This is a genomic window from Xanthomonas sp. WHRI 10204, assembly GCF_040202875.1.
Classification (GTDB): domain Bacteria; phylum Pseudomonadota; class Gammaproteobacteria; order Xanthomonadales; family Xanthomonadaceae; genus Xanthomonas.
Genome location: NZ_JBEGDW010000002.1, coordinates 726,264 through 752,185, shown reverse-complemented (window position 1 = coordinate 752,185; position 25,922 = coordinate 726,264). Strand labels below are relative to the sequence as shown.

The window sequence follows — 25,922 nt, the reverse complement described above, 5'->3', positions numbered from 1 at the left end:
TGCCTGCGGCATGACCAATGGCATACGGGGAAGCCGTGGTGGGCGCTTAGCATCGTGGGCTTGCCTGTTTCAGGTCACCCGCGGAGTTGCGATGAAGATGCCCACCCTGTTGTCCGTGTCGTTGCTGGCAGCGCTGTCGTTGCCCGCCGCCGCGCAAACCGCGCCGCCGCAGGACGTGCCGTTCGACGGTACCTTGAAGATCGACGTCGATGCCACCGACCTGGCGCACCGCATCTTCAAGGTCAAGACCACAATGCCGGCAAAGCCCGGCCCGATGACGCTGCTGTATCCGCAGTGGATTCCCGGCAACCACTCGCCCACCGGTCCGATCGACAAGCTGGCCGGTCTGGTGATCAAGGTCGATGGCAAGGTTGTGCCATGGACTCGCGACCAATTCGACGTCTATGCGTTCAAGGTGGACGTACCGCAAGGCGCCACCGAGCTGGTGGCCGAGTTCAAGTTCCTCTCGCCGCAGGCCCCCAACCAGGGCCGGGTGATGATGACCCCGGAGATGCTCAACCTGCAGTGGAACACTACGGCGCTGTATCCGGCCGGCGTTTTCGCACGCAACATCAAGGCGCAGGCCAGCGTGACGCTGCCAGCCGGCTGGAGCTATGCCACGGCGCTGGAAACCGAGCGCCGCGTCGGCGACACGGTGACCTTCAAGCCGATCGATTTCGATGATCTGGTCGATTCGCCGATGTTCGCCGGCAAGTATTACAAGCGCGTGGAGCTGAGCGCCGGCAAGCAGCCGGTCTACCTCAACGTATTCGCCGACGAAGCCAAGTCGCTGGACGCCAAGCCCGAGCAGATCAAGGCGCATGCCTCGCTGGTGCAGCAGATGGACAAGCTCTACGGCGCGCGGCATTTCGATCACTACGAATTCCTGCTGGCGCTGACCAAGAAGTTGGGCGGCATCGGCCTGGAGCATCATCGCTCCAGCGAAAACAGCGGCGTGCCGACTTATTTCACCGAGTGGGACAAGAGCTGGACCGGGCGCGACCTGCTCGCACACGAGTTCAACCATTCCTGGAACGGCAAGTACCGCCGCGGCGCCGATCTGGCCACGCCCAACTTCAACGTGCCAATGGGCGACAGCCTGCTGTGGCTGTACGAGGGCCAGACCCAGTTCTGGGGCGAAGTGATGTCCGCACGTTCGGGCCTGTGGACGCAGGATCAGGCGCGCGAGATGCTGGCCGGCGTGGCGGCGAGCTATGAGCGCGGTCGCCCCGGCATGGCCTGGCGTACGGTGCAGGACACCACCAACGACCCGACCATGTCGATGCGCCGTCCCAAGGCATACCGCAGCTATCAGATGGCCGAGGACTATTACTCAGGCGGCCAGATGATGTGGCTGGAAGTGGACAGCAAGCTGCGCGCGCTGACCAACAACAAGCGCTCCATCGACGATTTCGGCAAGGCGTTCTTCGGCATGAAGAACGGCGATTGGGACGTCAATCCATACACCTTCGACGACATCGTCGCCACGCTCAACGGCGTGGCCGCCTACGACTGGGCGAGCCTGTTGCGCAGCCGCATGGACGGGCATGGTTCGTTGAACGGCGGCATCGAGGCCAATGGCTGGAAGCTGGTCTACAACGAGGAGCCGAATCTGGCCACCAAGGCCGACGAGAGCGACGACAAGGACGCCAGCCTGACTTATTCGCTTGGACTGTCTTTGAAAGCCTCGGGCGATATCAGCGATGTGCTGTGGGACGGCCCGGCCTTCAACGCCGGCTTGATCGCAGGCAACACGATCATGGCGGTCAACGGCCGCGCCTTCAGCAGTGAGGTGATCAAGGACGCGATCAAGGCGGCCAAGGGCACCACCGCGCCGATCGAGTTGCTGGTCAAGCGCGGCGATCGCTACGACACCGTGCGCATCGATTACCACGGTGGTCTGCTGTATCCGCATCTGGAACGCATCGCCGGCACGCCTGACCGTTTGAGTGAGTTGTACAAGGCCAGGTAAGTGCATGGCTGATGTGCGCGCGTAGGCGCATGCCGACAACGCAGCCGCAGGGGCGACGGACGTCGATCCTGCGGCTTTTTTGTGGCTGCAGAATCAGAATTCCCCGATCGCATGTCGGCCGCGCGATGCAGCGCCGTCGCGCATGCTGAGACCGTCAGCCACTATCCTGTCGCATCAACGACAACAGGCAAGACGACAATGGCGAAGGCGAAGACGGCCTATGTCTGCGGCGAGTGCGGCGCCGAGTACTCCAAATGGCAGGGGCAATGCACCGAATGCGGTGTGTGGAATACGCTCAGCGAAATCGTGCTGGAAAGTGCCACCCCTGGCGGCAAGGCCTCGCCCGCGGCGTCGCGTCGCAGTGGTTGGGCCGGCAAGACCGAGGCGCCCAAGATCACTGCGCTCAAGGATGTGCAGCAGTCCGAACAGGCGCGCGTGTCCACCGGCATCGGCGAGTTCGATCGCGTGCTGGGCGGTGGCCTGGTCGAAGGTGCGGTGGTGCTGATCGGCGGCGACCCGGGGATCGGCAAGTCGACGCTGCTGTTGCAGGCGCTGGCCAGCATGGCCTCAACGCTGCCGGTGCTGTACGTCACCGGCGAGGAATCGCTGGCGCAGGTAGCCGGGCGAGCGGTGCGACTCGATCTGCCGCTGGAAGGCTTGAACGCCCTGGCCGAAACCGGCATCGAAAACATCCTGCAGCACGCCAGCGTGGCGCGGCCGAAACTGATCGTGGCCGACTCGGTACAGACCTTGTGGACCGAATCGTTGACCGCAGCACCTGGGTCGGTCAGCCAGGTGCGCGAGAGCGCGGCGCGGCTGGTGCGCTATGCCAAGGAGACCGGTACGGCCGTGTTCCTGGTCGGGCATGTGACCAAGGAAGGCGGCATCGCCGGCCCGCGCGTGCTCGAGCACATGGTCGATGCGGTGCTGTATTTCGAAGGCGAAAGCGGCAGCCGGTTCCGCCTGCTGCGCGCGTTCAAGAACCGCTTCGGCGCAGTCAACGAGCTGGGCGTGTTCGCGATGGGCGAGAAGGGCCTCAAGGAGGTCTCCAATCCGTCGGCGATCTTTCTGTCTGGCGGCAGTACCCAGCAGCCCGGCAGTTGCGTCATGGTGACCCGCGAAGGCACCCGGCCGCTGATGGTGGAGGTGCAGGCGCTGGTGGATGCCTCGCCACTGTCCAATCCACGCCGGGTGGCGGTGGGATTGGAGCAGAACCGGCTTGCGATGTTGCTGGCGGTGCTGCATCGGCATGGCGGCATCGTGGTGGGCGACCAGGACGTGTTCGTCAACGTGGTCGGCGGCATTCGCGTGCAGGAGACCGCGGCCGATCTGCCGGTGTTGCTGGCGGTGCTGTCCTCGCTGCGCGACCGGCCGTTGTCCGAGAAGACGATTGCCTTTGGCGAAGTCGGGTTGTCCGGCGAGATCCGTCCTGTGCCCAATGGCGAGGACCGTCTGAAGGAAGCCGCCACCCATGGCTTCAAGCGCGCGATCGTGCCGCGTGCCAACGCACCGAAGACGGCCAGCATCAAGGGGATGGAGATCATCGCGGTGGAGCGGCTGAGTCAGGCGCTGGAGGCCGCGGCCGACTGAGGTGCGGCTGCGCCGTGGTCAGGGTTGGGGCAGGGACGGGGCAGGCTGTCCGGCCAAGCGCGGGGTTCGCGCAGTGGGCGCTGCCAGCAGGCAGCGTCGAACATTGCCATCGCCTGACGCTCCCCAGCGGAGCCGGCGACCGTCCGTCGGCTGGCGCCCGGCAATTTGCATGTGGGCGTGAAGAAAACGTTTTCACCAGAGTGCGGCTATGGCACCATGCGCGGCCCGTTGCACTGTGCACCGGATCACAAACACTGCTGACTGCTCGTACTGGAGAACCACGATGGAATGGATGTTGTTGCCGCTTAAGCGTTACGCCGACTTCGAAGGTCGTTCGCGTCGCAAGGAATACTGGATGTTCATGCTGCTGCAGGTGATCGTTCTGGTCGTGCTGGGCATCATGTTTGGTATCGCAGCGGCGGTGATGGGGGGCGAGAACGGCCCCGGTCCGCTGGCATGGGTGGTCGGCGCCATCATGGCAATCTTCGTGCTGGCGCTGATCGTGCCCAGCATTGCAGTGACCGTGCGCCGTCTGCATGACCAGGGCAAGTCGGGTTGGTTCTACCTGATCAGCTTCGTCCCCTACGTCGGCGGCTTTGTCGTCCTCGTGTTCATGTGTCTGGACGGCACCCCGGGCCCGAACCAGTACGGCGAGAGCCCGAAGCAGTAATCGCTTTGCACGAAGTGGATTGAACGATGGCGCAGGAATTCCTGCGCCATCGTCGTTTATGCGGCTTGAAGCGACCAGGCAAGCGTCGCGAGCGGTGGTCAGGTCAGGTCGCTTGGACGGCGCGAAGAAGTCGCAATGTCGCGTGGTACCTGCTGATCTGCAGCACGGGCTGCGCTGCCGCGCTGATTGCATGGCGTACCGAGCACGCCATCGCCGGGCGCAATCACGGCGACGCGCTGTGGCCGCATCGAGCCGGTTGCCGCCCGATGGTTGCGCAGTCGTTCTGTCAGCTGCCCTTTGGCGTCTGCACTGGGCTAGCTGCTCCAGCGGAGCGGCCCTAAGCGCAATCGGTTGTACCTCGGCCAATGCAGGTGCTTATTGCGCATGCAACCGGGCGAGCTGCATTCCGCAAGAGGACCAGGCGGCAAGCCTGCAAGGCGCCTCACTTGGCTGATTCCCAGCGTGGGAGAGCGCATGAGCAGCGCAGCGGCCTGCAGTCTATCTGCGCCGATGGAACCCCTGTCGGTTCCTGTTCAAGTCGGCCTAAATAGTTCGAAAATGAAGTTAATCGGATAACTCAACTACGCTGAAAATCGCAGCTAAGACCGCATGACGCCGTCGCTAGAGAATGCATGTCACTACCGTCGCTATCCGCAATGCAGTTACCTCGATACCTGCATCAGTCTGGCCTGATCCCGAGAGCAGCGTTCAGCAGGCGGCGGCGTGATGTCCGGTACTCGAACCCACGCTTTTGCCAAGCATTGGCGGGTCCCTCTCCTGCAGCGCGAGCTCCAGCTTGTAGCCATGCGAATACACGGTTCTGATGCGCACCACTCCACTGTGGTTGCACAGCTGCAATTTCTTGCGCAGCTTGTAGATGTGTTGCTCCATCGTGCGATCGGTGAACTCGGTATGGCTACCCCAGACCGCCTTGGCGAGCTGGCAGCGGCGGAAACAGACGCCGGGGCTGGAAAACAGCATCCAGGCAATCGAGAACTCGCGCGCGGTGAGCACGATCGGCTTGCCGTGCAGATAGACGGTGTTTTCTTCGCGTATCAGCTGATACGGGCCGACGGTGAGGTGCTGCGATTCCTGGCAGGTCTGGGGTGCAGGGGCAATCGCCAATGCCGCGCGCACCTGGAGTTCGCACGAATTGAATGGGAGCGCTAACACTTCTTGTGCGCCGGCTTGGTACCAGGCCAGGATGTCGTCAGGGCAGTCGAAACGTCCCAGCACGATCAGCGGCGTGGGATGACCGCTGTGGCAGCGCTGCCAGGCCAGGACCGAGCTATCGTCCGAGGCGACGCAGGTCGCATCAAAAATCAGTAGTTCGCAGGGCGAATGCCGCAAGGAGCGCAACAGCTCCAGCTCATCGGAAAACACTGCAAATTGTGGCCCCAGCGGGGCAAGGCTCGCGTTGACCTGCGATGCCAGACGCGCGTCCTGCGTCAACAGGAAAGCCGATCCATGCTTGCCGGGAGGATTACCGTGCATCAGCCAGCCTTCCCATGACGGCACACGTACCAGTCGTGCGTGCGGTGCCGATCACGGGCCGCAGGCGTCGCCACAAAATCCACAGAGAGAGATAAGTGCATTGCCATACCATCCGGCTGCGAAGGGGGGGAGGGTCTGACCGAGGTCGGACGAATGGTATGTACCATTCCAGCGGCAGAAAGTTTCACTGCTACGCACTTTTCTTCGGGTTTGGGTCGGTGCGCTTTAGCTTGCGCTCATCTATACGCAACGCAGCTCTTACATCTTGGGTATGTATAAGCCGATGCATGCATATCCACGCGCCGTGTCTGGACATGTTTGTCCGGATGGGCAGTAGAAAATTGGTTTGGAAAGGTCTAGACCAAGGTATTGCGATTACGGCGAACCCGCCGCGCTTAGGGAATAGGTTCATCTGGGCAGGTAACACGAAAGTTACTTTCGTTATGAGCGGGACGTGCCCGCAGCTGCGTGACTAGGGTGCGCCTGTCGCGCATGCCGAAATCGATTCAAACACCCCAGAATCCGCATCCAGACCGTGCGTTGGCAGACGTTGCGGGACGGCGCTGCGCTATCCGGGAGCAGCGCGACGTCCGTACGTGTTCGGATGGTGGGAAATGTCCTGCGCTAGACAATGTGCACGCTCTGCAGAAAAGAATGCCGCATATGCAAAACGCACGGCAGAAGCGTTGGAAGACAGAGTGAGGTTTTTTGATTTTTGCGGTGCTTGCAGGTGGGAAATTCCATTGGATCCGCTGCATACAATCGTTTGCGCCAGTGAGAGCTGCGCATTGTTTGTTTTTGCTCGTCCCCCCAAGAGAGAGCCCGGCATGATCCTTTCAACCTACTTCGCAGCGATTTCTGCGTTGTCTTACGCAGATCGTCTTCCTACCTATACAAGCAGGATGCTGGTTGGTGCCTGGCCGCAAGGTCTGCAACATCTTCAACAACGCCGTGATGGCCAGGGAACACCCGATGGCCCCGACGATGAGGTCAGCCTGCTGGGCGCCAGCGGCGATGCCCTATTGATTCTCGAATACCAGGAAGAAGCCGAAGATGCATACCGCCATGCGCTGAAGGCAATGCGCGGCCAACAGCGGCAGCTGCGGCTGCTCTCGTGCCGCAATACCGCCTGGTTGATGCTGAGCCAGCGTCGTCTGAGTGCGGCGTTGAACTGCTTCGCGCAGCTTGCGATGGACCGCGATACGCCGGCCTGCTTATGCGGCGAAGGTCTGCTTGGCAAGGCGCTGACCCACTTTCACCTCGGCCAGAGCACGTTGGCCCTGCAGACGCTGGAGCGTGCGCGCGAGTCGCTGTCCGAGCTGGAAACCGGTGCCTCGGGCTGGTTGCGCGTTGCCACCGCGCTGCGCCTGGACATGATTGCGCAGCTGCGCATCCGTCGTGCCGACCGCATGAGCGACCACGTGTTCTGGCAGGCCACGCTGCGCCAGGAAGACGCCGCGCATGCCTTTGAGCCCAGCGAACTGCGTGCCTGTATCGCCGATCTGGCCGAGAGCATGCCGGTGCTGGCGCAGCGGATGCGCCACGTGCGCAACCTGCTGCGGATCGCTGGCGGCGACACCTTTGGGTTCGACGCGCAGATCGATGCGCTGCCGGCCGCGGCAACCGGTTGCCCGCCCTGCGCGCGGCAGGATGCGCAGGTGGAGCTGGCATTGGCTGCACTGGCGGTAGGCCGCGCCGATCTGGCCGAGCGTGCCCTGGCCGGGGCCGGCCGGCATCACGCGCCGCGCTGGAATCTGGAGTTCGAGTACTGCCAGGCCAAGATCAGCCAGGCGCTGGGCCGTACCGAGCAGGCCCTGCTGCTGTACAACCGCTACGCGCTGGGTGCGGTGCAATGCCTGCGCAGCGAAGTGCAGGCACCGCGTCTGCTGGAAAGCGGCACCCCGGCGCACGTCAGCGACGATATCTCCGCGCGCCTGCCGGCCAAGTACCGCCGTGCCTACGGCTACATGATCACCAATGCCCACCGCTCGGACCTGTCGATCAATGAAGTGGCCGCGCAGATCGGTGTGACCGGGCGTGCCTTGCAGCAGGCGTTCAAGTCGGCCACCGGGCTGTCGCCGACCCAGGTGCTACGGCGGTATCGCATGCAGAGCATCCGCGACGAGCTGCTGGCCGAAGGCGGCTGCGGCAGCGTGTTGCAGGCGGCCAGCCGCTGGGGCGTTGGCAGTCGTTCAGCGCTGGCCAAAGGCTATCGCCAGCACTTCAATGAAGCGCCGATGGAAACCCTGCAACGTTAGCCGACAGCGCCACGGCCCGGCATGTACGCCGGGCCGTGGCGCGTCGTTTCCGACGACTGGATACGGGCTGGTCGCGGGACGTACGCAGCTGTACGCACGCTGGCACAGAAGCCGAAGTGAGACGTGCGTCCAGGATGGCTTGCGGCTATCCTTGCCGGCTCGCACTGCCACCCAGGAGGCGCGTCCGAGGACGGGCGTGGCCGCCAAGGAAACGACGACGATCATGCAAGATCATATCTCCGAGGCGACGGACGCCTCACAGATCCGCCGCGCCGGCGTCGATCTCAATGGACTGATGTCCGTTCTCAGCAAGCATCTGTATTCCACGCCGGTGGTCGCGCTGCGCGAGTTGGTGCAAAACGCGCACGACTCGATCCTGCGGCGCCGCCTGGAACAGCCCTATTGGCAAGGCGAAGCGCGCATCCATGTGCATGCCGATCCGGCGCAGGGCATCGTGCGCATTACCGATACCGGGGCCGGGCTCACCCAGCAGGAAATTCACGATTATCTGGCCACCGTGGGTGTGGGTTACACCCGTGGGCTGCGCCAGGGAGGCCACGAAGATAGCGGCCTGATCGGGATGTTCGGGCTGGGTTTTTTGTCGGCCTTCGTACTGGCGCGACGCGTCACCGTGCGTACCACCTCGTACCAGAGCCCGACGCTGGGTCATTGCTATATCTCCAGCAATGCCGAGCAATACACAGTCAGCCCGATCCCGGCGCGCGCGCAGGTGGGCACCGAGGTGGTGCTGGAATTGCACGACCAGTATCTGTCGTTGGCGCAGGACGCGCGCCTGCACGAGATTCTGTCGCGCTACTGCGCCTTGTTGCGCGAGCCGATCTGGGTCGGTGCCGATGCGCAGCCGATCAATCCGGAGCCGCCGCCGTGGCGCATGGACGACGCAGTGCCGTTGCACCCGGTGCAGGCATGGCGCCGGCAACGCGAGTTTGCGGCGCGCTTCGAACGCAATTTCGAACCGCTGTGCTGCATGCCGGTGCGTGCGGCCGACGGCAGCGATGCGGTCGGCCTGTTATGGGTGCAGGACGGGGCCACCTACGGCACCAGTGACAATCGCAATCTGTCGGTGTTTTTGCGCGGCATGTTGCTGGACGACAATGCGCGCGAATTGCTGCCGCCGTGGGCCGGTTTCATCGGCGGAGTGATCGAATCCAACCGTTTGACGCCGACCGCGAGCCGCGAGGATCTGCAGCGCGATACGGTCTATAGCTCGGTGCAGCACGCCTTGTCCGAAGCCCTGGTGCAGGGCCTGGCGGAGGTGGCGCGGCAACAGCCCGAAGCCTGGCGTCGCATTCTGTTGCGGCATAACGAGGCCTTGTTGGGTGCGGCGCTGTGCGATGAGCGTCTGTTCGACTTGCTGCTGGAACATGTGCGCGTGCCGACCTCGCAAGGCGATCTGCCGGCCCAGCAGCTACCGGCGCGTGGCGCGGTGCATGTGATCCTGGACAGCGACAGCGGTTTCGAAGAAATGTTGTTCCGCGCGATGGGCGTGCCGGTGGCGTATGGAAACCGCTACGCGGTAGTGCCGTTTTTGCGTCGGTGGGCGCAGGCCAAGGGCGTGCGCCTGGTCGAGCTGGGCACCGAGCATGGCAACCGCCAGTTGTTCCATCTCGATACGTTGCCGGCCGACGAACTGGCGTGGCTGGAGCAGCATCTGGGCGATGGCGAAGCGCTGGTGCCGGCGCGCTTCAGCCCTGAAGAGCTGCCGCTGGTGGTGGTGCCCGACCGCGAGGCGGAACTCAAACGCCGGCTGGAGCAGGACGAAAACGACAAGCGGGTGTCCACTGCAGCGCTGCGGCTGGCGCGGCAGTTCACTGCGCGTATCGAAGCGCGCCAGACCCAGCGGTTGTATCTCAATCTCGACAATCCTGCGCTGCAGGCATTGCTGGCCGCACAACGTGCCGGCAACCCGCAGGCCGCGGTCGCCGCGCGCTTGCTGCGCGCGCTCAAGGTGATTGTCTCTGCGCAAGGGCGCGCGCAGCCGCAGGCCGGTGGCGCGGAGTCGGGCGGTTCGGATCTCAACAAGGCCTTCGGCGATCTTGCCGAGGCCGTGACCCAATTGCTGGCGCGCTGAGCGCCGCACTCAAGGAACAACGCAATGGAAATCTGGAACTGGGTGGAGAAGCTGCAGGACGACCTGGGCGAAGCCGGGCAGCCGCAGAATGCGCAGCTGCTGACACGCCTGACCGACCATATCTGCGATCTGCAGATCGAGCGTGCTGAAGCGTTGTTGCCCGAGGCGCGTGCGCTGGGCAAGACGCTGGCCAACCCCTGGCTGGAGGTGTTCGTCGGCCATTGGGAAATGCGCAACCGGGTCGGCAATCTATGCGAAGGCGAACGCGCCTTGGGCGATGCGGTGGCACTGTTCGAGCGCGCGCATCGCGCCGATGCGGTGGAGTGCCCGCAATCGGTGTGTGTCACCCAGGATCTGGCGGCGTGCTACGCCAACATCGATGGCCCGGGCTGGGTGGAAGAGCGCATCGAGGTCTGCGATGAAACCCTGGGCCGCATCGACCCGAGTTGGTCGTGCTACCAGTGCCTGAGCTGCGAAAAAGCCGACGCCTTGCTCGACGACGGCCGCGGCGACGCGGCGCTGAGCTATCTGGAGCAGCAGTCGCAGACCATCGTGGCGCACGGCGGCCAGATCTACGACGGCGTGCCGGACATGCGGATCTCGATCCTGCTGTCGTTGGGGCGTGCAGCTGAAGCCCTGGCGCTGATCGAACAGCGCGAAGTCGAGGCCGCGCGCGAGGGCGCGGAGTGGGCTAACTGCAGTCAGCCGCGTCGTCTGCAGAAGGCACGTGCGCTGGCGCTGTTGCAGCGCGATGACGAAGCGATGGAGGCGTTGCTGCCGTGGCGCGAAGTGGCGCCGCGCTATCGCCTGCATTGGCTGCGCGCGGTGGCGGTGCTGACCTCGCGCGCACCCGAGCGCAACACCTGGGATCTGGGCAGCCGCCTGCAGGTCATGCTGGATCATTACGCGCAGGTCGGTGCGCATCGCATCCTGATCGAGGCCGCCGAGCTCGCGATGGATCTGGCGCTGCAGCGCGGTGCGGTATGGACCGCACGCCGGCATCTTGCACTGGCGCGCGCGCATGCGCCCAAGTTGCGGCAGGACCGTGGCGCCACGCAGGCGCTGGATGGGTGGGCTGCGCGCATCGCATCCGCATCGGCGGGCGAGGACGCGCCTGTACCTGCGGCGCAGTTGCTGGACTGGTTGAACGCGCAGGGCGAGGAGGCGGTGCGCAATCCCGAGCGCGAAGCGCAATGGTTGCTGCAGGCGGTGACCGAGCGTCCGGACGATGCCGAGCTGGTCGATACCGCGGCGTCGGCATTGAGTGCCTGCGCGGCAGACGAGCAGGCGATCGTGCTGTTGTGGGATTTCGTGCAGCGGCATGCCGACCGCGAAACAAGCCCCACCTTCCGCCTGATGAATCTGTTGCTTGGCCGTGGCGATGACGCTGGGGTGCGCCGACTGGCGTTGCTGTATCGCCCGCAGGTGCCGGTGGCGGCGCTGTGGTGCGAGGCCCAGCTTGCGCAACGGTTGGGTGATTGGCCGGCGCTGGAACAGGCTTGTACCGCGCTACTGGAGCTCTCGCCTGGCTCGCACGGCGCGCGCGGGCTGCTGGCGCGCATGTACCTCAACACCGGCCGCTTTGCGGAAGCGGCCGATGTCTACCGGCAACTGATCGCACTGATGGACGAGCCGCGTTCGGCGCATTGGGACCATATGACCGCCGCCAGTGCCGCGCAGGACTGGGATGCGGTGCGGGTGTCGGCAGCCGCGATCGGCATGGAGCTGAGCAGCACCAGCGGGGTTGTCGAAGAAGACTGGGGCTGGGTGATCGTGCGGTGCGTGGACGACGGCGAAGTGGGCGAGTACTACGCGCGCCGCACCGGTCCGGTGACCGCGCGCATCATCGAAAACGCACCGGCCCACCGCCGTCAGCATGTCGGCGACTGGGTCGTGTTCGATGCGGAGCTGCTGTATCCGGCGCCGGAGGACGAGGCCGAGCGTGCGCGGTTCGTACCGACCTATGCGCAGGTGCATGTGCTGCAGACAGGTGGCTATGGCAGCAGCTGGCTGGTGGACGGCGTCCACCCTGGCGACGAGGTGATCGAAGCGCTGCGTGCAGATATGGAGACGCGCGGCTGGAAGGCGTGGCTGCATAGTCGCGACGACTATCGCGTGGTCGACCCGGAGCACCCGGATGCATTCGACCCGGAGGATGCGACGTCCGGGCTGCCAGGCGTGTTGTTCACCGTGGCGCTTCCGGAAAACGTTGCGCCGCAGGAACTGCATCGCGTACTGCGGTGCACGACCTCGCGCTGGTCGCATCCGATGTGCTGGCTGCGGTTGGCCGAAGCCTGCGAGCAGGACACGCGACCGCATCTGGAGGCTGTGGAGCGCTACGGGCTTTAGAGCGGCTGACGCCGCAGGGATTGGGGATTAGGAGTTCGGGATTGGCGTGCTGCGTTGCACGCCGTCTATGCGGTCTGCGGTGACGTGCGAAGGTGCGTGGGTTCTCGCGCGTGCAACGCTCAATGCGCGTGGTCCTTTGCCACTGTCACACTTCGGTTCTTAGCGCGCCGTCCAATGCGTCGTGCAACCGGTGTGTCGCTGGTTGCCGCAGAGATTGGGAATTCGGGATTGGCGTGCTGTTCTGCGCGCCGTCCGTGCAGTCTGCGCGGACGTGCGAGGTAGCGTTCCCTCCCGTGCCTGCAACGATCGTGGCGGGGCGGGGCACGCCTTCGCTTGAGCAAGACGTTGCCGCGTTAGCGGCAACGTCGCAGTCCGCATGCGATCAGCTGCGGTTGCCGTAGCGCTCCAGCCAATGCGCGTATGACGGCGGCAGCACCCAGGACGGACGCGCTTCGCCCAGTGCCAGTGCCGCCTGGTACGGCCAATGCGGGTTGGCCAGGTGCGCGCGTCCGACCATCACCAACTCCATCTGCCCATCGGCGACAACGCGGTTGGCTTCGATGGGGTCGTCGATGTTCCAGGACGAGGCGACCGGCAATTGCGCCTCGCGGCTGACGCGTTCGGCGATCGGTGCCAGCAACGCCGGGCCCCACGGAATCTGCGCATTCGGCGTGCTGAAGCCCATGCTGACGTTCAACAGATCCAGGCCACTGCGCTTGAACTCGCGGGTCAAGTCGATCGCTTCGGCCAAGGTTTGTTCGTCGCGGCCGTCGAACTCGATGACACCGAAGCGTGCAGTGAGCGGCAGATGTTCCGGCCACACCGCGCGCACGGCCTGCAGCGTTTCCAGCAGAAAGCGCGCGCGGCCTTCGGCGCTGCCACCGTAGCGATCCTCACGGTGGTTGGCGTGCACCGAGAAGAAACTCTGCGCCAGATAGCCGTGGGCGAAGTGCAGTTCCAGCCACTTGAAGCCTGCATCGCGTGCACGTTGCGCGGCGGCGACAAAATCGCCACGTACGCGGGCGATGTCGTCCAGCGTCATTGCCCGCGGCAGTTTGGACAGGCCGCCACCGAAGGCGACTGCGGACGGCGACAACGTGTCCCAGCCGCGCGCATCGCCGTCGGCGATATGGTCGTCGCCTTCCCACGGTGCGTTGGCGCTGGCCTTGCGACCGGCATGACCGATCTGGATGCCGGGCACCGCACCTGCTGCGGTGATCGAGGCGGCAATGCGTGCCAGTCCTTCGGCCTGCGCGTCGTTCCACAAGCCGAGACAGCCTGGGGTAATGCGACCTTCTGGCGACACGCCTGTCGCCTCGACGATGATCAGCCCGGCGCCACCGCGCGCCATGCTGGCGTAGTGGACCTGATGCCAATCGTTGGTAAAGCCGTCGACGGCGGTGTATTGGCACATCGGCGGGATCGCGATGCGATTGCGCAGCGAGACATCCTTGAGCTGGTAGGGCGAAAAAAGCGACGACATTGCGGGGAGGGAACCTTGGGAAAAGCGGTTGGCGATCAGACCACGCCGACGGCCGGATCAAAACACTGCCAGTAGCACACCGCGTTGCAGCGGCTTGGGGGCACACCGCCGAGGCCGGTAACGGTTGCTTGAGTGCCATGGCGTGGTGGGTGCAGAAGCAAAGGCAGATTCGCGGCGCAATGGCGCCAGGTGCGCGCTCCCGGCGCGTGCGCGCATACGCAAGACCCGCGCGACAACGCGCAGCGACCGTAGCAACCGTAGCAACCGTAGCAACCGTAGCAACCGTAGCAACCGTAGCAGCCCGGGACATGCAGCTTGCAAGAGACCGGTACTCGCCGTTGCTCAGTCACGTGTCTCAGCAACCAATCACACACATGCAGTCCGCGCCTGCGCACTCCCGACCAACACCAAGCACCCTAATGCCGATTCCCGATTCCCGATTCCCGATTCCAACGACGTGTCCCGGTGCACGTTCGGCGCTTGCGCTGCAATGTCAAACTGCCGCCAGTAGCGTCCTCTGACTGCTACAGGTTTGGTTGCTGGTTGCCGAATCTGAATTGCTTTACTCTGCTGCGCATCGGCGTGGGGGCGCCGCGTCAGTCATGGCGCAGGCCAACCCGCATGCCCAGTATCTCCTTCTTAACTTTGGCGGGTGATCTCATGGTGGCATTGCAGCAGCGCTCAATCGACGCGATCCGTGACCAGGAAGCGGCGTTGTTGGCCGCATGGCTGGACGCAGGCCTCGGCAACGATGCGCGCATCTCCCGGCAGGATCTGCAGGCCCAGGGCGCGGACTTTCTTCGGCTGTTGGTCGCTTCCTTGAAGGACGACGGTAGCAGTCTGGACAGTGCCGAGTGGAGCGAAGTGCGTCGCTTCCTGGAAAATCTATCGCGCGACCGCGCCACCCGCGGCTTCGATTCGCAGGAAACCGCCAACTTCATCTTTTCGCTCAAGCGCGTGCTGTTCGAGCTGGTGCAGCGCGAATACGCCAGCACGCCGGAAGACCTCGCCCAGCAGCTGTGGGCGCTGTCCGAACTGCTGGACCGCCTGGGGCTGTACACCGTCAAGGCATTCCAGAAGACCCGCGAAGACATCATCGTGCGGCAGCAGGAAGAAATGCTGGAGCTGTCCACGCCGCTGGTGAAGTTGTGGGACGGCGTGCTGGCATTGCCGATGATCGGCACCCTCGATTCACAGCGCACCCAGGTGGTGATGGAATCGCTGTTGCAGCGCATCGTCGACACCGGCTCGGAGATCGCCATCATCGACATCACCGGCGTGCCGACCGTGGACACGCTGGTGGCGCAACATTTGCTCAAGACCGTCACCGCGATCCGGCTGATGGGCGCCGATGCCATCATCAGCGGCGTGCGCCCGCAGATTGCGCAGACCATCGTGCATCTGGGGCTGGATCTGCAGGGCATCGTGACCAAGGCCAACCTGTCCGACGCGCTGGCGCTGGCGCTCAAGCGCACCGGTGTGATCGTGAGCAAGGCGAGCTGACATGGAGCGCATCCCGATCCTGCGGATGGGCGATTTGTTGCTGGTCACCATCCAGGTGGACATGCACGACCAGCTCGCGCTGCAGCTGCAGGAAGACTTGTCGGAAAAGATCAGCGTCACCTCCGCGCGTGGGGTGCTGATCGACATCTCCGCACTGGATATCGTCGACTCGTTCATCGGGCGCATGATCAGCACCATCTCCGGGCTGGCGACGCTGATGGGCGCCCGCACCGTGGTGGTAGGCATGCAACCGGCGGTGGCGATCACCCTGGTGGAACTGGGACTGACCTTGCCAGCGGTGCGTACTGCGCTCAACGTCGAACGCGGCATGCGTCTGTTGCAGCAACCCGATCACGAGTCGTGATGGCGACCACGGGCTCGCAAACGGTACGCACCGAACAGGATGTGGTGCTGGCCCGGCAGACCGTGCGCAAGTTGGCGGTGCAGTGCGGCCTGCGGCTGGTGGACCAGACCAAGCTGATCACCGCGGCCAGCGAATTGGCGCGCAACACCGTGATCTACGGTCGCGGCGGCGACATGGACTGGGCGCTGCTGGAAAGCGGCATCCGCAAGGGCGTGCAGCTGACCTTCCGCGACGAAGGCCCGGGCATCCCCAATCTGGATCTTGCGCTGACTGACGGCTGGACCTCCGGCAGCGGGCTTGGGCTCGGCCTGTCGGGCAGCCGTCGCCTTGTGGATGATTTTGTGTTGGACACTGCCGCTGGCAAGGGCACGCGCGTCACCATCACCAAATGGAAGTGACCCTCGCCGGTGAGCTGACCCGCGCGTTTCGCGTCGACGAAACCAGCCAGGTCGGACAAGCGCGTCGCGAAGCAGCGGCGCTGGCGCAGACGCTGGCCTTCGATGAAGCCGCATGCGGGCGCGTCGCCCTGGTGGCTACCGAACTTGCCACCAATATGGTCAAGCATGGGCGTGGCGGCTGCCTGCAGTTGTCGCGCGTGGCTACGCGTGAAGGCATGGGCGTGGAAATCTGCGCCATCGACGATGGCCCCGGGTTTGCGCTCGAAGACGGTCTGCGCGATGGCTATTCCACTGTCGGCACACCCGGCACAGGTCTGGGTGCGATCCAGCGTCAGGCGCAGGTGCTGGACGCATATTCGGATTCAAAAGGCGCCATCGTGATGGCGCGGTTGTTCGCGCAACAACGCGCCGAACTGGATCTGCCGTATGGCGCGGTGCGTGTGCCGCTGCACAACGAAACGGTCTGCGGCGATGCCTGGCAGTTGGCGATCCGCGAACAGCGGGCGACGGTCGTGCTGATCGACGGCCTGGGCCACGGGCCGGATGCCGCTGATGCTGCCGATGTCGGCACGCGCGTTGCGGCGGCGGCCAGTGGCGAGCCTGGCGAACTGATCGCGCAGCTGCATGCCGGCATGTCAGGAACGCGCGGCGGTGCGGCGGCAGTGATGCAGTTCGACAGCCGTACCGGCCAGGTGCGCTTTGCCGGTGTGGGCAATATCGTTGCATCGCTCTGTGATGGCGATGGAATGCGCGGCATGCCTTCGCATCCAGGCATCGTCGGGGTGCAGTTTCGCAAGGCGCAGCCGTTCGACTTCCCGAATGCGGCCGGCAAACTGCTGGTGATGCATAGCGATGGCCTGCAAACGCGCTGGAATTTGCGCGATCACCCGGCGCTATTGGCGCGCCACCCGCGTATTGTTGCTGCGGTGCTGTTGCGCGATTACGCGCGCGGCCGCGACGATGCATGCGTGTTCGTCATGCGGTTGGGAGGCATGCAATGACTTCATCCGATGATGCATCGGCGATCGACCCGATGGCCGAACTGCACGCGTTGCGGCAGCAGAACCAGGCCTTGCGCGAAGAGTTGGAAGAAACCAACCAGGGCGTGTTGGCGTTGTACGCCGAGCTCGACCAGCAGGCCGAACAGCTGCGCGGCGTGTCCGAGCTCAAGAGCCGGTTTTTGTCGTACATGAGCCACGAGTTCCGCACGCCGCTCAGTTCGATCCTGAGCATCACCCGGTTGCTGGAAGACGGTATGGATGGGCCGCTCAATGCCGAGCAGGTCAAGCAGGTGCGTTTTGTCAGCACTTCGGCACGCGAGCTCACCGACATGGTCGACGACCTGCTGGACCTGGCCAAGATCGAAGCCGGCCGCATCACCATCTCGCCAGGCTGGTTCTGTCTGATGGATCTGTTTTCGACATTGCGCGGCATGTTCGGTCCGCTCACTGGCGCCAGCGGTACCGACCTGATCTTCGAAGATCCGCCGGTGCTGCCGATGCTCTACACCGACGACAAGAAGCTGGCGCAGATCCTGCGCAACTTCATTTCCAATGCGCTCAAATTCACCCCGCAAGGCCAGGTGCGCGTGCTGGCGCAGCTGGAAGGCGACCAGCACGTGCGCTTCAGCGTGCAGGACACCGGTATCGGGATCGCGCCTGAGCTTCACGATGCTTTGTTCGAAGATTTTGTGCAGGTGGACTCGCCGCTGCAGAAGCGCCTGACCGGCACCGGGCTGGGGTTGGCGATCTGCAAGCGGTTTGCCGAATTGCTTGGCGGACGGGTGGGCATCAACAGCGTGGTCGGGCAAGGCTCGGAATTTTTCGTGGTCCTGCCGGTGACGCTGGCAGCGGAGAAGGCACTTGAGCAGTAAGCAGCACATTCTGGTCGTCGACGACAACGCGGTGACGCGCTATTCGGTGCGGCGTGTGCTCGAGCATCACCGTTTTGTGGTCGACGAAGCCGGCACCGGCGCCGAAGGCCTGAGCAAGCTGGCGACGCAGACCTTTGCCGGTGTGGTGCTGGACGTCAACCTGCCGGACATGAGCGGCTTCGACATCGTGCGCAGCTTGCGCGCCGAGCCGCGCACCGCGTTGTTGCCGGTGGTACACGTGTCTGCCGCATCGATCGCCACCGGCGACATGATCACCGGCCTGGATGCCGGCGCTGATGCGTACCTGATTCATCCGGTCGACCCCAATGTGCTGGTCGCCACCTTGCGTACGCTGTTGCGCGCGCGCAATGCCGAAGAAGCATTGCGGGTCAGCGAGGCCCGCTTCCGCGAGATCTTCGAGCACATCAGCGCGCCGATCGCGGTGGTCGATGCCGCCCTGCACACGCATGAACTCAACGCGGCCTTTCAGCGCCTGATCGGCGACGCCACGCCGGGCGATGCGATCCACGCTGCGGGGCTGGATCAAACGGCCATCGTGCAGGCGCTGACCAGCGCATTGGCGCAGCGCGAGCGCTGGAGCGGCACGCTGTCGATCCTGCGCGATGGCAAGCTGTGCGAGACCGAATGGCGGGTGTCGCCGTACCGCGAGCCGGATCTGGGCCTGCTGATGGTGGAAGACGTCACCGAGCGGCGCGAGCGCGAGCGCGAGCAGCGTCAGGAGCTGGATACCGCCACCACCGAACTGGCGCACCAGATCGCCGAACGCCAGCGCACCGAAATCCAGCTGCTGCAGGCGCAAAAGATGGAAGCGCTGGGCAAGCTCACCGGCGGTATTGCGCACGACTTCAACAATCTGTTGACCAGCATCATTTCCGGCCTGGACATGATCCAGCTGGCGGTGGAATCCAACCGTATCGAACGTGTGCCGCGTCTTGCCGAAATTGCCACCGGCTCTGCGCATCGGGCTGCAGCGCTGACCCAGCGCATGCTCGCCTTTGCGCGCAAGCAATCGCTGGATGCGCAGCCGTTCGACGTCAATCTGCGCGTGCGTTCGCTCGAAGACATGCTGCAACGCTCGATCGGCGAGAACATCGCCCTGGAGCTGGAGCTTGCCGATACCTCGCTGGTGGCCATTGCCGATGCCAACCAACTCGAGAACGTGGTGCTCAACCTGGTGATCAACGCCCGCGACGCCTTGCGCGGGCAGGGCACGATCTGTGTGCAGACCGCGGCCTACACCGCGCACAACGACCCGGAACTGGATGATGGCGAGTACGTGGCGGTCAACGTCATCGACAATGGCAGCGGCATCGAACCGGCCGTTCTCAATCAGGTGTTCGAGCCGTTTTTCACTACCAAACCCATCGGCGAAGGGACCGGCCTTGGGTTGTCGATGACCTACGGCTTTGCGCGCCAATCCGGCGGTACTGCGCGTATCACCAGTGCGATCGGCAAGGGCACCACGGTGGCGTTGTTGTTGCCGCGCGGTTTGTCTGCGGGCGCGTTGCCGCCGGCACCGGCGCCGACAACGCCACGGGCGCGCAACGCGCGCATCCTGCTGGTGGACGACACCGACGTGGTGCGCATGATGGTGAGCGAGGTGCTCAGCGACGCCGGCTATGAGGTGACCGAAGCCGAAGATGCCATCGGTGCACTGGAGCAGTTACGTACCGATGTGCAGATCGATCTGCTGGTGTCCGATGTCGGCCTGCCGGGCATGAACGGGCGCGACATGGCCGACGTAGCCCGCACGCTGCGCCCGGGGCTGCCGATTCTGTTCATCACCGGCTACGCCGAAAACGCGATCACGCGGCAGGAGTTCCTGGCCGACGGCATGGCCTTGCTGCCCAAGCCCTTCAGCCTCAACGATCTGCTCAATACGGTGGGGCAGATGCTCGACAGCAGCGTGCTGGCGCGCGCGTAAAGCGCAGTGATTTGCATGTTGGTGTGGGTGGATGCGACGTCGGATACGACGACGCTGCGGCACGACGCTGCTGTTGCGGCACTGGATGCGATAAGTCGCATCCGCAGTAGCGCGTTCGATCAGGCCTGCGCCAGGCGCAGATAACGCAAGCAACAGAGCGCGCCGGTTTTCGCGTGCCCTGCATGGAGCTGATTGCGCGGCAGTGCGGTGTACGCGTGCCGGCAGTCAACGCGAATACGCGTACGGCCCGAACGTGGCGCCCAGAAAGCCGCCGGCCGTCTCGGTGCTGAGCAGGGTGGCGTCGCCCTGTTCGAGCAGCGTCTGCCACTGGCCGCTGCCCACCGCGTAATCCACATGCACACGCGCGCCGTCCAGCGCAAAGCGCAGCTGCACCGGTTGCGTTGCATCGGGCAGCGGCGCACGCGCCAGCACGGTGCCGATGCTTGGGTCCTGCAGGCCGGCGCGGCGATATAGCACCACCGACGCGCCAGCCTCATCGCGCACCAGCATGGCCGCCAGAAAGTGGCTCTCCTTGGCCACGAGTGCAAGACCGGCCTGTTCGCCGGCCGCCAGCGCGCTGCCATCGACACTGGCCGCCAGCGTGGCGTGGTGATGCTGCAGACGATGGCCCAGATACGCAGGTTGGCCGCGGCCGATGTCGCCCAGCGCGACCTGCGATGGGGTGATGCGCAACCCCTGCGGGCCGGGCAGGTACCACGGTTGGGTGGGCGGGTGGATGGTCATCCATTGCATCGGCACGCGCGCTTCCTGGAAGCGCTCGCTCCATTGCATCGGGCCGCTGGTGGGCAGGGTCTGGGTGCCGCTCGGCAGTGCCGGGCGCGTGGCCACCGGCGGCACAGCGCTGCCATGCGGCACTACCTGCGGCCAGCCGTCGCGCCATTGCACCGGCAACAAGAAGGTTTCGCGGCCAAGCGCGTAGTGGTTGCCCTGATACGGGCGGGTGCCCAGGAACATCGCCCACCAGCTGCCGTCCTTGAGCTCGACGAACTGTGCGTGCCCGGTGGAGGTGATCGGTGCGCTGCGGCTCGGGTCCAGGTCGCGCTGGGTCAGCACCGGATTGCCGCTCCAGGGCTCGTAGGGGCCGGTGATCTGGCGGCTACGGTAGATCATCTGCGCATGCTGCTCGCCGGTGCCGCCTTCGGCCGCGGTGAGGTAGTAATAGCCATCGCGGCGGAACAGATGCGGGCCCTCGATGTGCTCGGGATTGGTGGCCGGTTGAAAGCCCGAATCCACGATCGCCTGACGCGTGCCGACCAGCTTCATGCGGGTCAGATCCAGCTGCTGCAGCCAGATGGCGCGGTGTCCGTCGTAGCGCAACTTGCCGGCGGGCACATCGTTGTTGACCAGCCAGGCGCTGCCGTCGTCATCGAAAAACAGCGACGGGTCGATGCCCTTGGCGTCGAGCCAGATCGGATCGGACCACGGCCCGGCCGGATCGGTGGCGGTGATCAGGAAGTTGCCGCCATCGCAGTAAAAACAGGTGTTGGCGATGTAGAAGGTGCCGTCGTGGTGGCTGATGCTGGCGGCGAACAGGCCACGGGTCAGTTCGTCGCGGCCGTAGTCGATCTGGTCGGCGCGATCGATCGCGTTGCCGATCTGGTTCCAGTGCACCAGGTCGCTGCTCTTGAACACCGGCAGGCCGGGAAAATAGCCGAACGTGGAGTTGACCAGATAAAAGTCGTCGCCGACCCGGATCGCGGACGGGTCCGGATAAAACCCGGCCACCACCGGATTGCGGTACTGCGCCTCGGTCGGCAACGGGCCGCCGTCATCGCCCTGGTAATCCACCTGGGTGATCAGTGCGCTGCCGGCGTAGGCCAGCTGACAACTCACCGCGGCCATCAGGCCCAGCATCCATCCGATTGGTTTCACGACAGGTCCCCCGATGCGCGCTACTGGCGTAGCGCCAGCCTAGCGGCAGCATGACAGCTCGCCGCCGGCCAGGGCATGCTGTTTTGCCATGCCGCACGCGTGTGGTGGCATGGCTGTGCGCAACGTGGCCGATGGGCGCGGATCGGCACGCCTGCCACTTCGCTGCAACATTGCTGACATATCGTGCGCGCGGCGCCATGCGGCGCCCCCTTCTGGCAGACCCATGCCGAACGGACTCATCTTCGCGTCTTTACCCAAGGATCAACCCGCATGTCGTTGTACTCGTCTGTTTCTCCGTCGCTGAGGTCCGTTGTTGCGCATCTGGATGCGCGTGCACCGCAACGTACGCCGCTGGCACGCGCCTGCGCCGGTCTGCTGCTCGCCTCGATGGCCGCTGCCGCATCGGCCCAGCAGGCGCCGGCCAGCCAGGGCGAGGGCAGCCCCACCGCGCTGGACGCGGTGACCGTCACCGCCGAGCACCGCGAGCAGAACCTGCAAGAGGTGCCGGTGTCGGTGGGCGTGGTGCAAGGCGCGGCGATGCGCGAGTACACCGCCGGCGGCGACGACACCTTGCTGGCGCTGTCCGGCCGCGTGCCGGGCTTCTACGCCGAGACCACCACCGGGCGCATCTTCCCGCGCTTCTATATCCGTGGCCTGGGGAATATCGACTTCTATCTGGGTGCCTCGCAGCCGGTCTCCATCATCCAGGACGACGTGGTGCTGGAGCACGTGGTGCTCAAGTCCAACCCGGTCTACGACGTGGACCAGGTCGAAGTGCTGCGCGGCCCGCAGGGCACTTTGTTCGGCCGCAACACCACCGCCGGCATCGTCAAGTTCGACACCGTCAAGCCCGGCGATACCTACACCGGCCGCGTCGACGCCAGCTACGGCAGCTACAACACCGTGTCGCTGGATGGCGGCTTCGGCGGGCCGATCAACGACGTGCTGTCGTTCCGCGTGTCGGCGTTGTACCAGCACCGCGACGACTGGGTGGACAACACCTTTGCCGGCAGCAGCGCCGATGGCACGCGCACCCCGCGCAAGGACGCAATGGGCGGCTACAACGACCGCAATGCGCGCCTGCAGGTGCTGTTGAAGCCCAACGATGCGTTCTCGCTGCTGGGCTCGGTGCACACGCGCGATTACGACGGCACCTCCACGCTTTTCTTGCGCAATGCGGTGACGCGCGGCAGCGACAAGGTCGACGTGCCGCGCGATCGCGTGGCCTACGACGAAGCCAACGACAACCCGCAGGCCTACAAGACCGATGGCGGCTCGATCAAGGCGATCTACGATTTCGGCGGCGTCTCGCTGACCTCGATTACCGCTTACGAAACCACCTCCGGCTACAGCCGTGGCGACACCGATGGCGGTGCGGCGGTCAATTATCCGGTCAATGGCGTGCCGAACGGGTTCGGCCAATCGATGGGGCAGATTCGCGATCTGGATCAGTACACCCAGGAGCTGCGCCTGGCCAGCGAGGGCGACGACGCGCTGCAGTGGCAGGTGGGCGCGTTCTATTTCGATGGCCGCGACACCACCGATTTTTATCAGCGTGCATATTTCCTGCGCACTGCTGCGCGCAATCCCAACAACTGGGTGCGGCTGCGCAACACCAATACCTCGTGGGCCGGCTTCGGTCAGCTCAGCTACAAGGCCACCGATGCGCTGACGCTGACCGCCGGCATCCGTCAGACCAAGGACACCAAGGAAACCCGTCTGCTCAAGACCGCCGACACCGCTGCCGGCGCGGTGACCTACCGCGGCCGTCGCGATGTGCGCATGTCCGACACCCAGCCCAGCTGGGACCTGAGCGCGATGTATGAACTCAACCCGGACCTGAGCGTGTATGCACGCGTGGCACGCGGCTTCCGCGGCCCCACCATCCAGGGCCGCAGCGCGGTGTTCAATTCGGATTTCACCACCGCTAATTCGGAAACCATTCTGTCGTGGGAAGCCGGCATCAAGAGCAGCCTGTTCCAGAACCGGCTACGTCTGAATGTCAGCGGCTTCACCTACACCGTCGATGACATCCAGCTCAACGGCAACGATTCGGACGGCAACGGCGTGCTGTTCAATGCCGACAAGGCCAAGGCCTACGGTCTGGAAGCAGACCTGGATTGGCGCCCGATCTCCAACCTGTCGCTGACCGCTGGCCTGAGCCTGTTGCATAGCGAAATCAACGACAAACGCGTGTTTGCGCAGGCCTGCGCGCTCAACGGCGTGGTGGTGTGCACGGTCAACGACCCCACCATCCGCGTCGGTGCCAACACCTTCGCGCAGATCGACGGCAACCCGCTGCCCAACGCGCCCAAGTACAACCTCAACCTGGCCGCGCGCTACGACATTCCGATGGGCAACGACGGCGCGTTTTTCGTGTCCACCGACTGGAACAAGCAGGGCGAGACCAGCTTTGTGCTGTACGACTCCACCGAGTTCCGTGCCGACGGCAACTTCGAAGGTGGCCTCAAGCTGGGCTACACCGGCGGCTACGGTGCATGGGAAGTGGCGGCATTCGCGCGCAACATCACCAACGAAAAGAACGTCAAGGGCGTGATCGAAAACTACATGGCGGCGGTGTACAACGAGCCGCGCATCGTGGGCGTGTCGGTCAACGTCAACTGGCAGTGATCGCCAGCTGATCGGTGGGCTGCGACGTTACGCGTCGCAGCCGTGCCTGCATCGACGAAGGCCAGCTGCGTGCATGCGCAGCTGGCTTTTTTTATCAGCGACCGTCCAGCACCGAGCGCACCCAGCTGACGATCTGCGCGCTGCTCACCGCGCCGGAATGACGGCCGATCTCATGCCCGCCGCGGATGACCAGCAGGGTGGGGATGCTGCGGATGCCAAAACGCGTGCCCAGCGCAGGATGCAGATCGGTATCCACCTTGGCCAGCCGCACCTGCGGCTCCAGCATCGCGGCGGCGGCCGCAAATTGCGGTGCCATGCTCAGGCACGGCGCGCACCACGGCGCCCAGAAATCCACCACCAGCGGCAGTTCGCTGCGCACGGCGTGCTTGTCGAAATCCGCTGCCGACAAGGTCACCGGCGCCCTCAGAAACAGCGGCCGATGGCAACTGCCGCAGTTGGGCGCATCGTGCAGGCGTGCGCGCGCAACGCGGTTCATGGCGGCGCAGTTCGGGCAGGCGATCAGGAGCGGTGCGTCGGTCATGCGGTGGTCTCCGATGGACAGGCAATGCAGTCGCGACGCCCGGACATCACTGACGGCACATGCGGCTGCATGTGGTCAGTGTAGCGACCACGGCAGAAGGCTCTGTGTCGGAGGCCGGCCGCCGCGCATGATGTGTGCGGCGGCCAGGCGACAGCGCGCGGGCAATCGCGCGCTGCTTCGCTCAGGCCGATTGCCCAAGCGCCACGATCGGGACAAAGCCGCCGTAGATCATGCGTTTGCCATCGAAGGGCATCGGGTTGACGGCCGGGTCCATGCGCGGGTCGTCCATCATCTTGCGCATGCCCGCATCGCGGGTGGCCTTGTCCGGCCATTCGATCCACGAAAACACCACGATCTCGTCGTCGGTGGCCGCTACCGCGCGCTGGAAGTCGGTCCATTGGCCCTGCTGGACATCGTCGCCCCAGCACTCCATCACGCGCAGTGCGCCGTACTCCATGATGATCGTATCGCCCATGCGGGCGTACTCCTGAAACGTGTCCTTGTTGGCCTTGGGCACTGCAAGGACAAACCCATCGACATACGACATAACCGCCTCCGCTGACATGACGCACGGCGTGCGCCTGATGATGACGAACAGATGTTGGTGCGATCGAAGAACGTAGAGAGCCGTGTTCAGGCGCGTGGCACCAGGGCATCGAGCGGAGCATACGGTGCATTTCGGCGACTGGCACTGCTTGCGCTCGCATGACCTCCATCGGCTGCGGTTGAGTCCGGCGATGCGTTACAGGGCGCTGCGATCCATGTTGGATGCGCGCGCCAGGTACGGTTGCGATGCTGCAACGCCCAGATGGGCTGGTGTCGCGGGGGCGCATGCGCCGGGCATTGCGCGGGCGTCAAGCCGCACA

18 protein-coding genes are annotated in these 25,922 nt (G+C 64.6%); 13 read left to right on the top strand and 5 right to left on the bottom strand.

Annotated features, from left to right (window positions below):
- The first annotated feature begins 91 nt into the window (after positions 1–91).
- The 3 genes from ABQZ00_RS14030 to ABQZ00_RS14020 all read left to right on the top strand — a co-directional run bounded on the left by ABQZ00_RS14030 (position 92) and on the right by ABQZ00_RS14020 (position 4,232).
- A complete protein-coding gene (locus ABQZ00_RS14030; RefSeq protein WP_323521840.1) occupies positions 92–1,972 on the top strand; it encodes a M61 family metallopeptidase in 1,881 nt (626 codons plus the stop codon).
- A gap of 198 nt (positions 1,973–2,170) precedes the next feature.
- A complete protein-coding gene (gene radA / locus ABQZ00_RS14025; RefSeq protein WP_115527328.1) occupies positions 2,171–3,562 on the top strand; it encodes a DNA repair protein RadA in 1,392 nt (463 codons plus the stop codon).
- Between the two features lie 283 nt (positions 3,563–3,845).
- Positions 3,846–4,232 carry a DUF805 domain-containing protein gene (locus tag ABQZ00_RS14020; RefSeq protein ID WP_055845522.1) on the top strand — a complete coding sequence of 129 codons (387 nt, stop codon included), beginning with the start codon at positions 3,846–3,848 and terminating at the stop codon, positions 4,230–4,232.
- Between the two features lie 708 nt (positions 4,233–4,940).
- Here ABQZ00_RS14020 and ABQZ00_RS14015 read toward each other — a convergent pair.
- Positions 4,941–5,726 carry a response regulator transcription factor gene (locus tag ABQZ00_RS14015; RefSeq protein WP_055845518.1) on the bottom strand — a complete coding sequence of 262 codons (786 nt, stop codon included), beginning with the start codon at positions 5,724–5,726 and terminating at the stop codon, positions 4,941–4,943.
- A gap of 902 nt (positions 5,727–6,628) precedes the next feature.
- Between ABQZ00_RS14015 and ABQZ00_RS14010 the strand changes: the two genes are divergently transcribed.
- The 3 genes from ABQZ00_RS14010 (at position 6,629) to ABQZ00_RS14000 (ending at position 12,425) form a co-directional block, all read left to right on the top strand.
- A complete protein-coding gene (locus tag ABQZ00_RS14010; protein WP_323538346.1) occupies positions 6,629–7,984 on the top strand; it encodes a helix-turn-helix transcriptional regulator in 1,356 nt (451 codons plus the stop codon).
- Between the two features lie 223 nt (positions 7,985–8,207).
- Positions 8,208–10,076: an ATP-binding protein gene (locus tag ABQZ00_RS14005; protein WP_323538016.1), complete on the top strand. Its 1,869-nt coding sequence runs from the start codon at positions 8,208–8,210 to the stop codon at positions 10,074–10,076.
- A 24-nt stretch (positions 10,077–10,100) separates the two neighbouring features.
- Positions 10,101–12,425, top strand: a complete 2,325-nt coding sequence (locus ABQZ00_RS14000; RefSeq protein WP_323538017.1) for a tetratricopeptide repeat protein — start codon at positions 10,101–10,103, stop codon at positions 12,423–12,425.
- A 382-nt stretch (positions 12,426–12,807) separates the two neighbouring features.
- On the opposite strand, the gene ABQZ00_RS13995 is transcribed toward ABQZ00_RS14000, so the two are convergent.
- Positions 12,808–13,908 (bottom strand): NADH:flavin oxidoreductase/NADH oxidase, encoded by a 1,101-nt coding sequence (locus tag ABQZ00_RS13995; RefSeq protein ID WP_323538018.1) that lies wholly within the window; start codon positions 13,906–13,908, stop codon positions 12,808–12,810.
- Positions 13,909–14,568: 660 nt separating this feature from the next.
- Here ABQZ00_RS13995 and ABQZ00_RS13990 point away from each other — a divergent pair.
- The 6 genes from ABQZ00_RS13990 to ABQZ00_RS13965 are packed head-to-tail and all read left to right on the top strand — an operon-like array spanning position 14,569 to position 19,991.
- Positions 14,569–15,411: an STAS domain-containing protein gene (locus ABQZ00_RS13990; RefSeq protein ID WP_323538347.1), complete on the top strand. Its 843-nt coding sequence runs from the start codon at positions 14,569–14,571 to the stop codon at positions 15,409–15,411.
- A 1-nt stretch (position 15,412) separates the two neighbouring features.
- Positions 15,413–15,775, top strand: coding sequence for an STAS domain-containing protein (locus ABQZ00_RS13985; RefSeq protein ID WP_115527335.1), 363 nt, complete (start codon positions 15,413–15,415; stop codon positions 15,773–15,775).
- A complete protein-coding gene (locus ABQZ00_RS13980) occupies positions 15,775–16,173 on the top strand; it encodes an ATP-binding protein (RefSeq protein ID WP_115527336.1) in 399 nt (132 codons plus the stop codon). Before ABQZ00_RS13985 ends, ABQZ00_RS13980 begins: the two co-directional genes overlap by 1 nt.
- A complete protein-coding gene (locus tag ABQZ00_RS13975) occupies positions 16,164–17,174 on the top strand; it encodes an ATP-binding protein (RefSeq protein WP_115512249.1) in 1,011 nt (336 codons plus the stop codon). The genes ABQZ00_RS13980 and ABQZ00_RS13975 overlap by 10 nt, the downstream gene beginning before the upstream one ends.
- Positions 17,171–18,046 (top strand): sensor histidine kinase, encoded by an 876-nt coding sequence (locus tag ABQZ00_RS13970; RefSeq protein WP_323538019.1) that lies wholly within the window; start codon positions 17,171–17,173, stop codon positions 18,044–18,046. The genes ABQZ00_RS13975 and ABQZ00_RS13970 overlap by 4 nt, the downstream gene beginning before the upstream one ends.
- Positions 18,036–19,991: a response regulator gene (locus ABQZ00_RS13965; protein WP_323538020.1), complete on the top strand. Its 1,956-nt coding sequence runs from the start codon at positions 18,036–18,038 to the stop codon at positions 19,989–19,991. The genes ABQZ00_RS13970 and ABQZ00_RS13965 overlap by 11 nt, the downstream gene beginning before the upstream one ends.
- 225 nt (positions 19,992–20,216) lie before the next feature.
- On the opposite strand, the gene ABQZ00_RS13960 is transcribed toward ABQZ00_RS13965, so the two are convergent.
- A complete protein-coding gene (locus tag ABQZ00_RS13960; protein ID WP_323538348.1) occupies positions 20,217–21,866 on the bottom strand; it encodes a glycoside hydrolase family 43 protein in 1,650 nt (549 codons plus the stop codon).
- Between the two features lie 288 nt (positions 21,867–22,154).
- On the opposite strand from ABQZ00_RS13960, the gene ABQZ00_RS13955 reads away from it, so the two are divergent.
- Positions 22,155–24,515 carry a TonB-dependent receptor gene (locus tag ABQZ00_RS13955; protein WP_323538021.1) on the top strand — a complete coding sequence of 787 codons (2,361 nt, stop codon included), beginning with the start codon at positions 22,155–22,157 and terminating at the stop codon, positions 24,513–24,515.
- Positions 24,516–24,609: 94 nt separating this feature from the next.
- Here the strand turns inward: ABQZ00_RS13955 and trxC are convergent, their stop codons facing one another.
- Positions 24,610–25,056, bottom strand: coding sequence for a thioredoxin TrxC (gene trxC / locus ABQZ00_RS13950; RefSeq protein WP_323521855.1), 447 nt, complete (start codon positions 25,054–25,056; stop codon positions 24,610–24,612).
- Positions 25,057–25,237: 181 nt separating this feature from the next.
- Complete coding sequence (locus tag ABQZ00_RS13945) at positions 25,238–25,603, bottom strand: DUF1428 domain-containing protein (RefSeq protein ID WP_055845481.1); 366 nt, start codon at positions 25,601–25,603, stop codon at positions 25,238–25,240.
- Positions 25,604–25,922 lie beyond the last annotated feature (319 nt).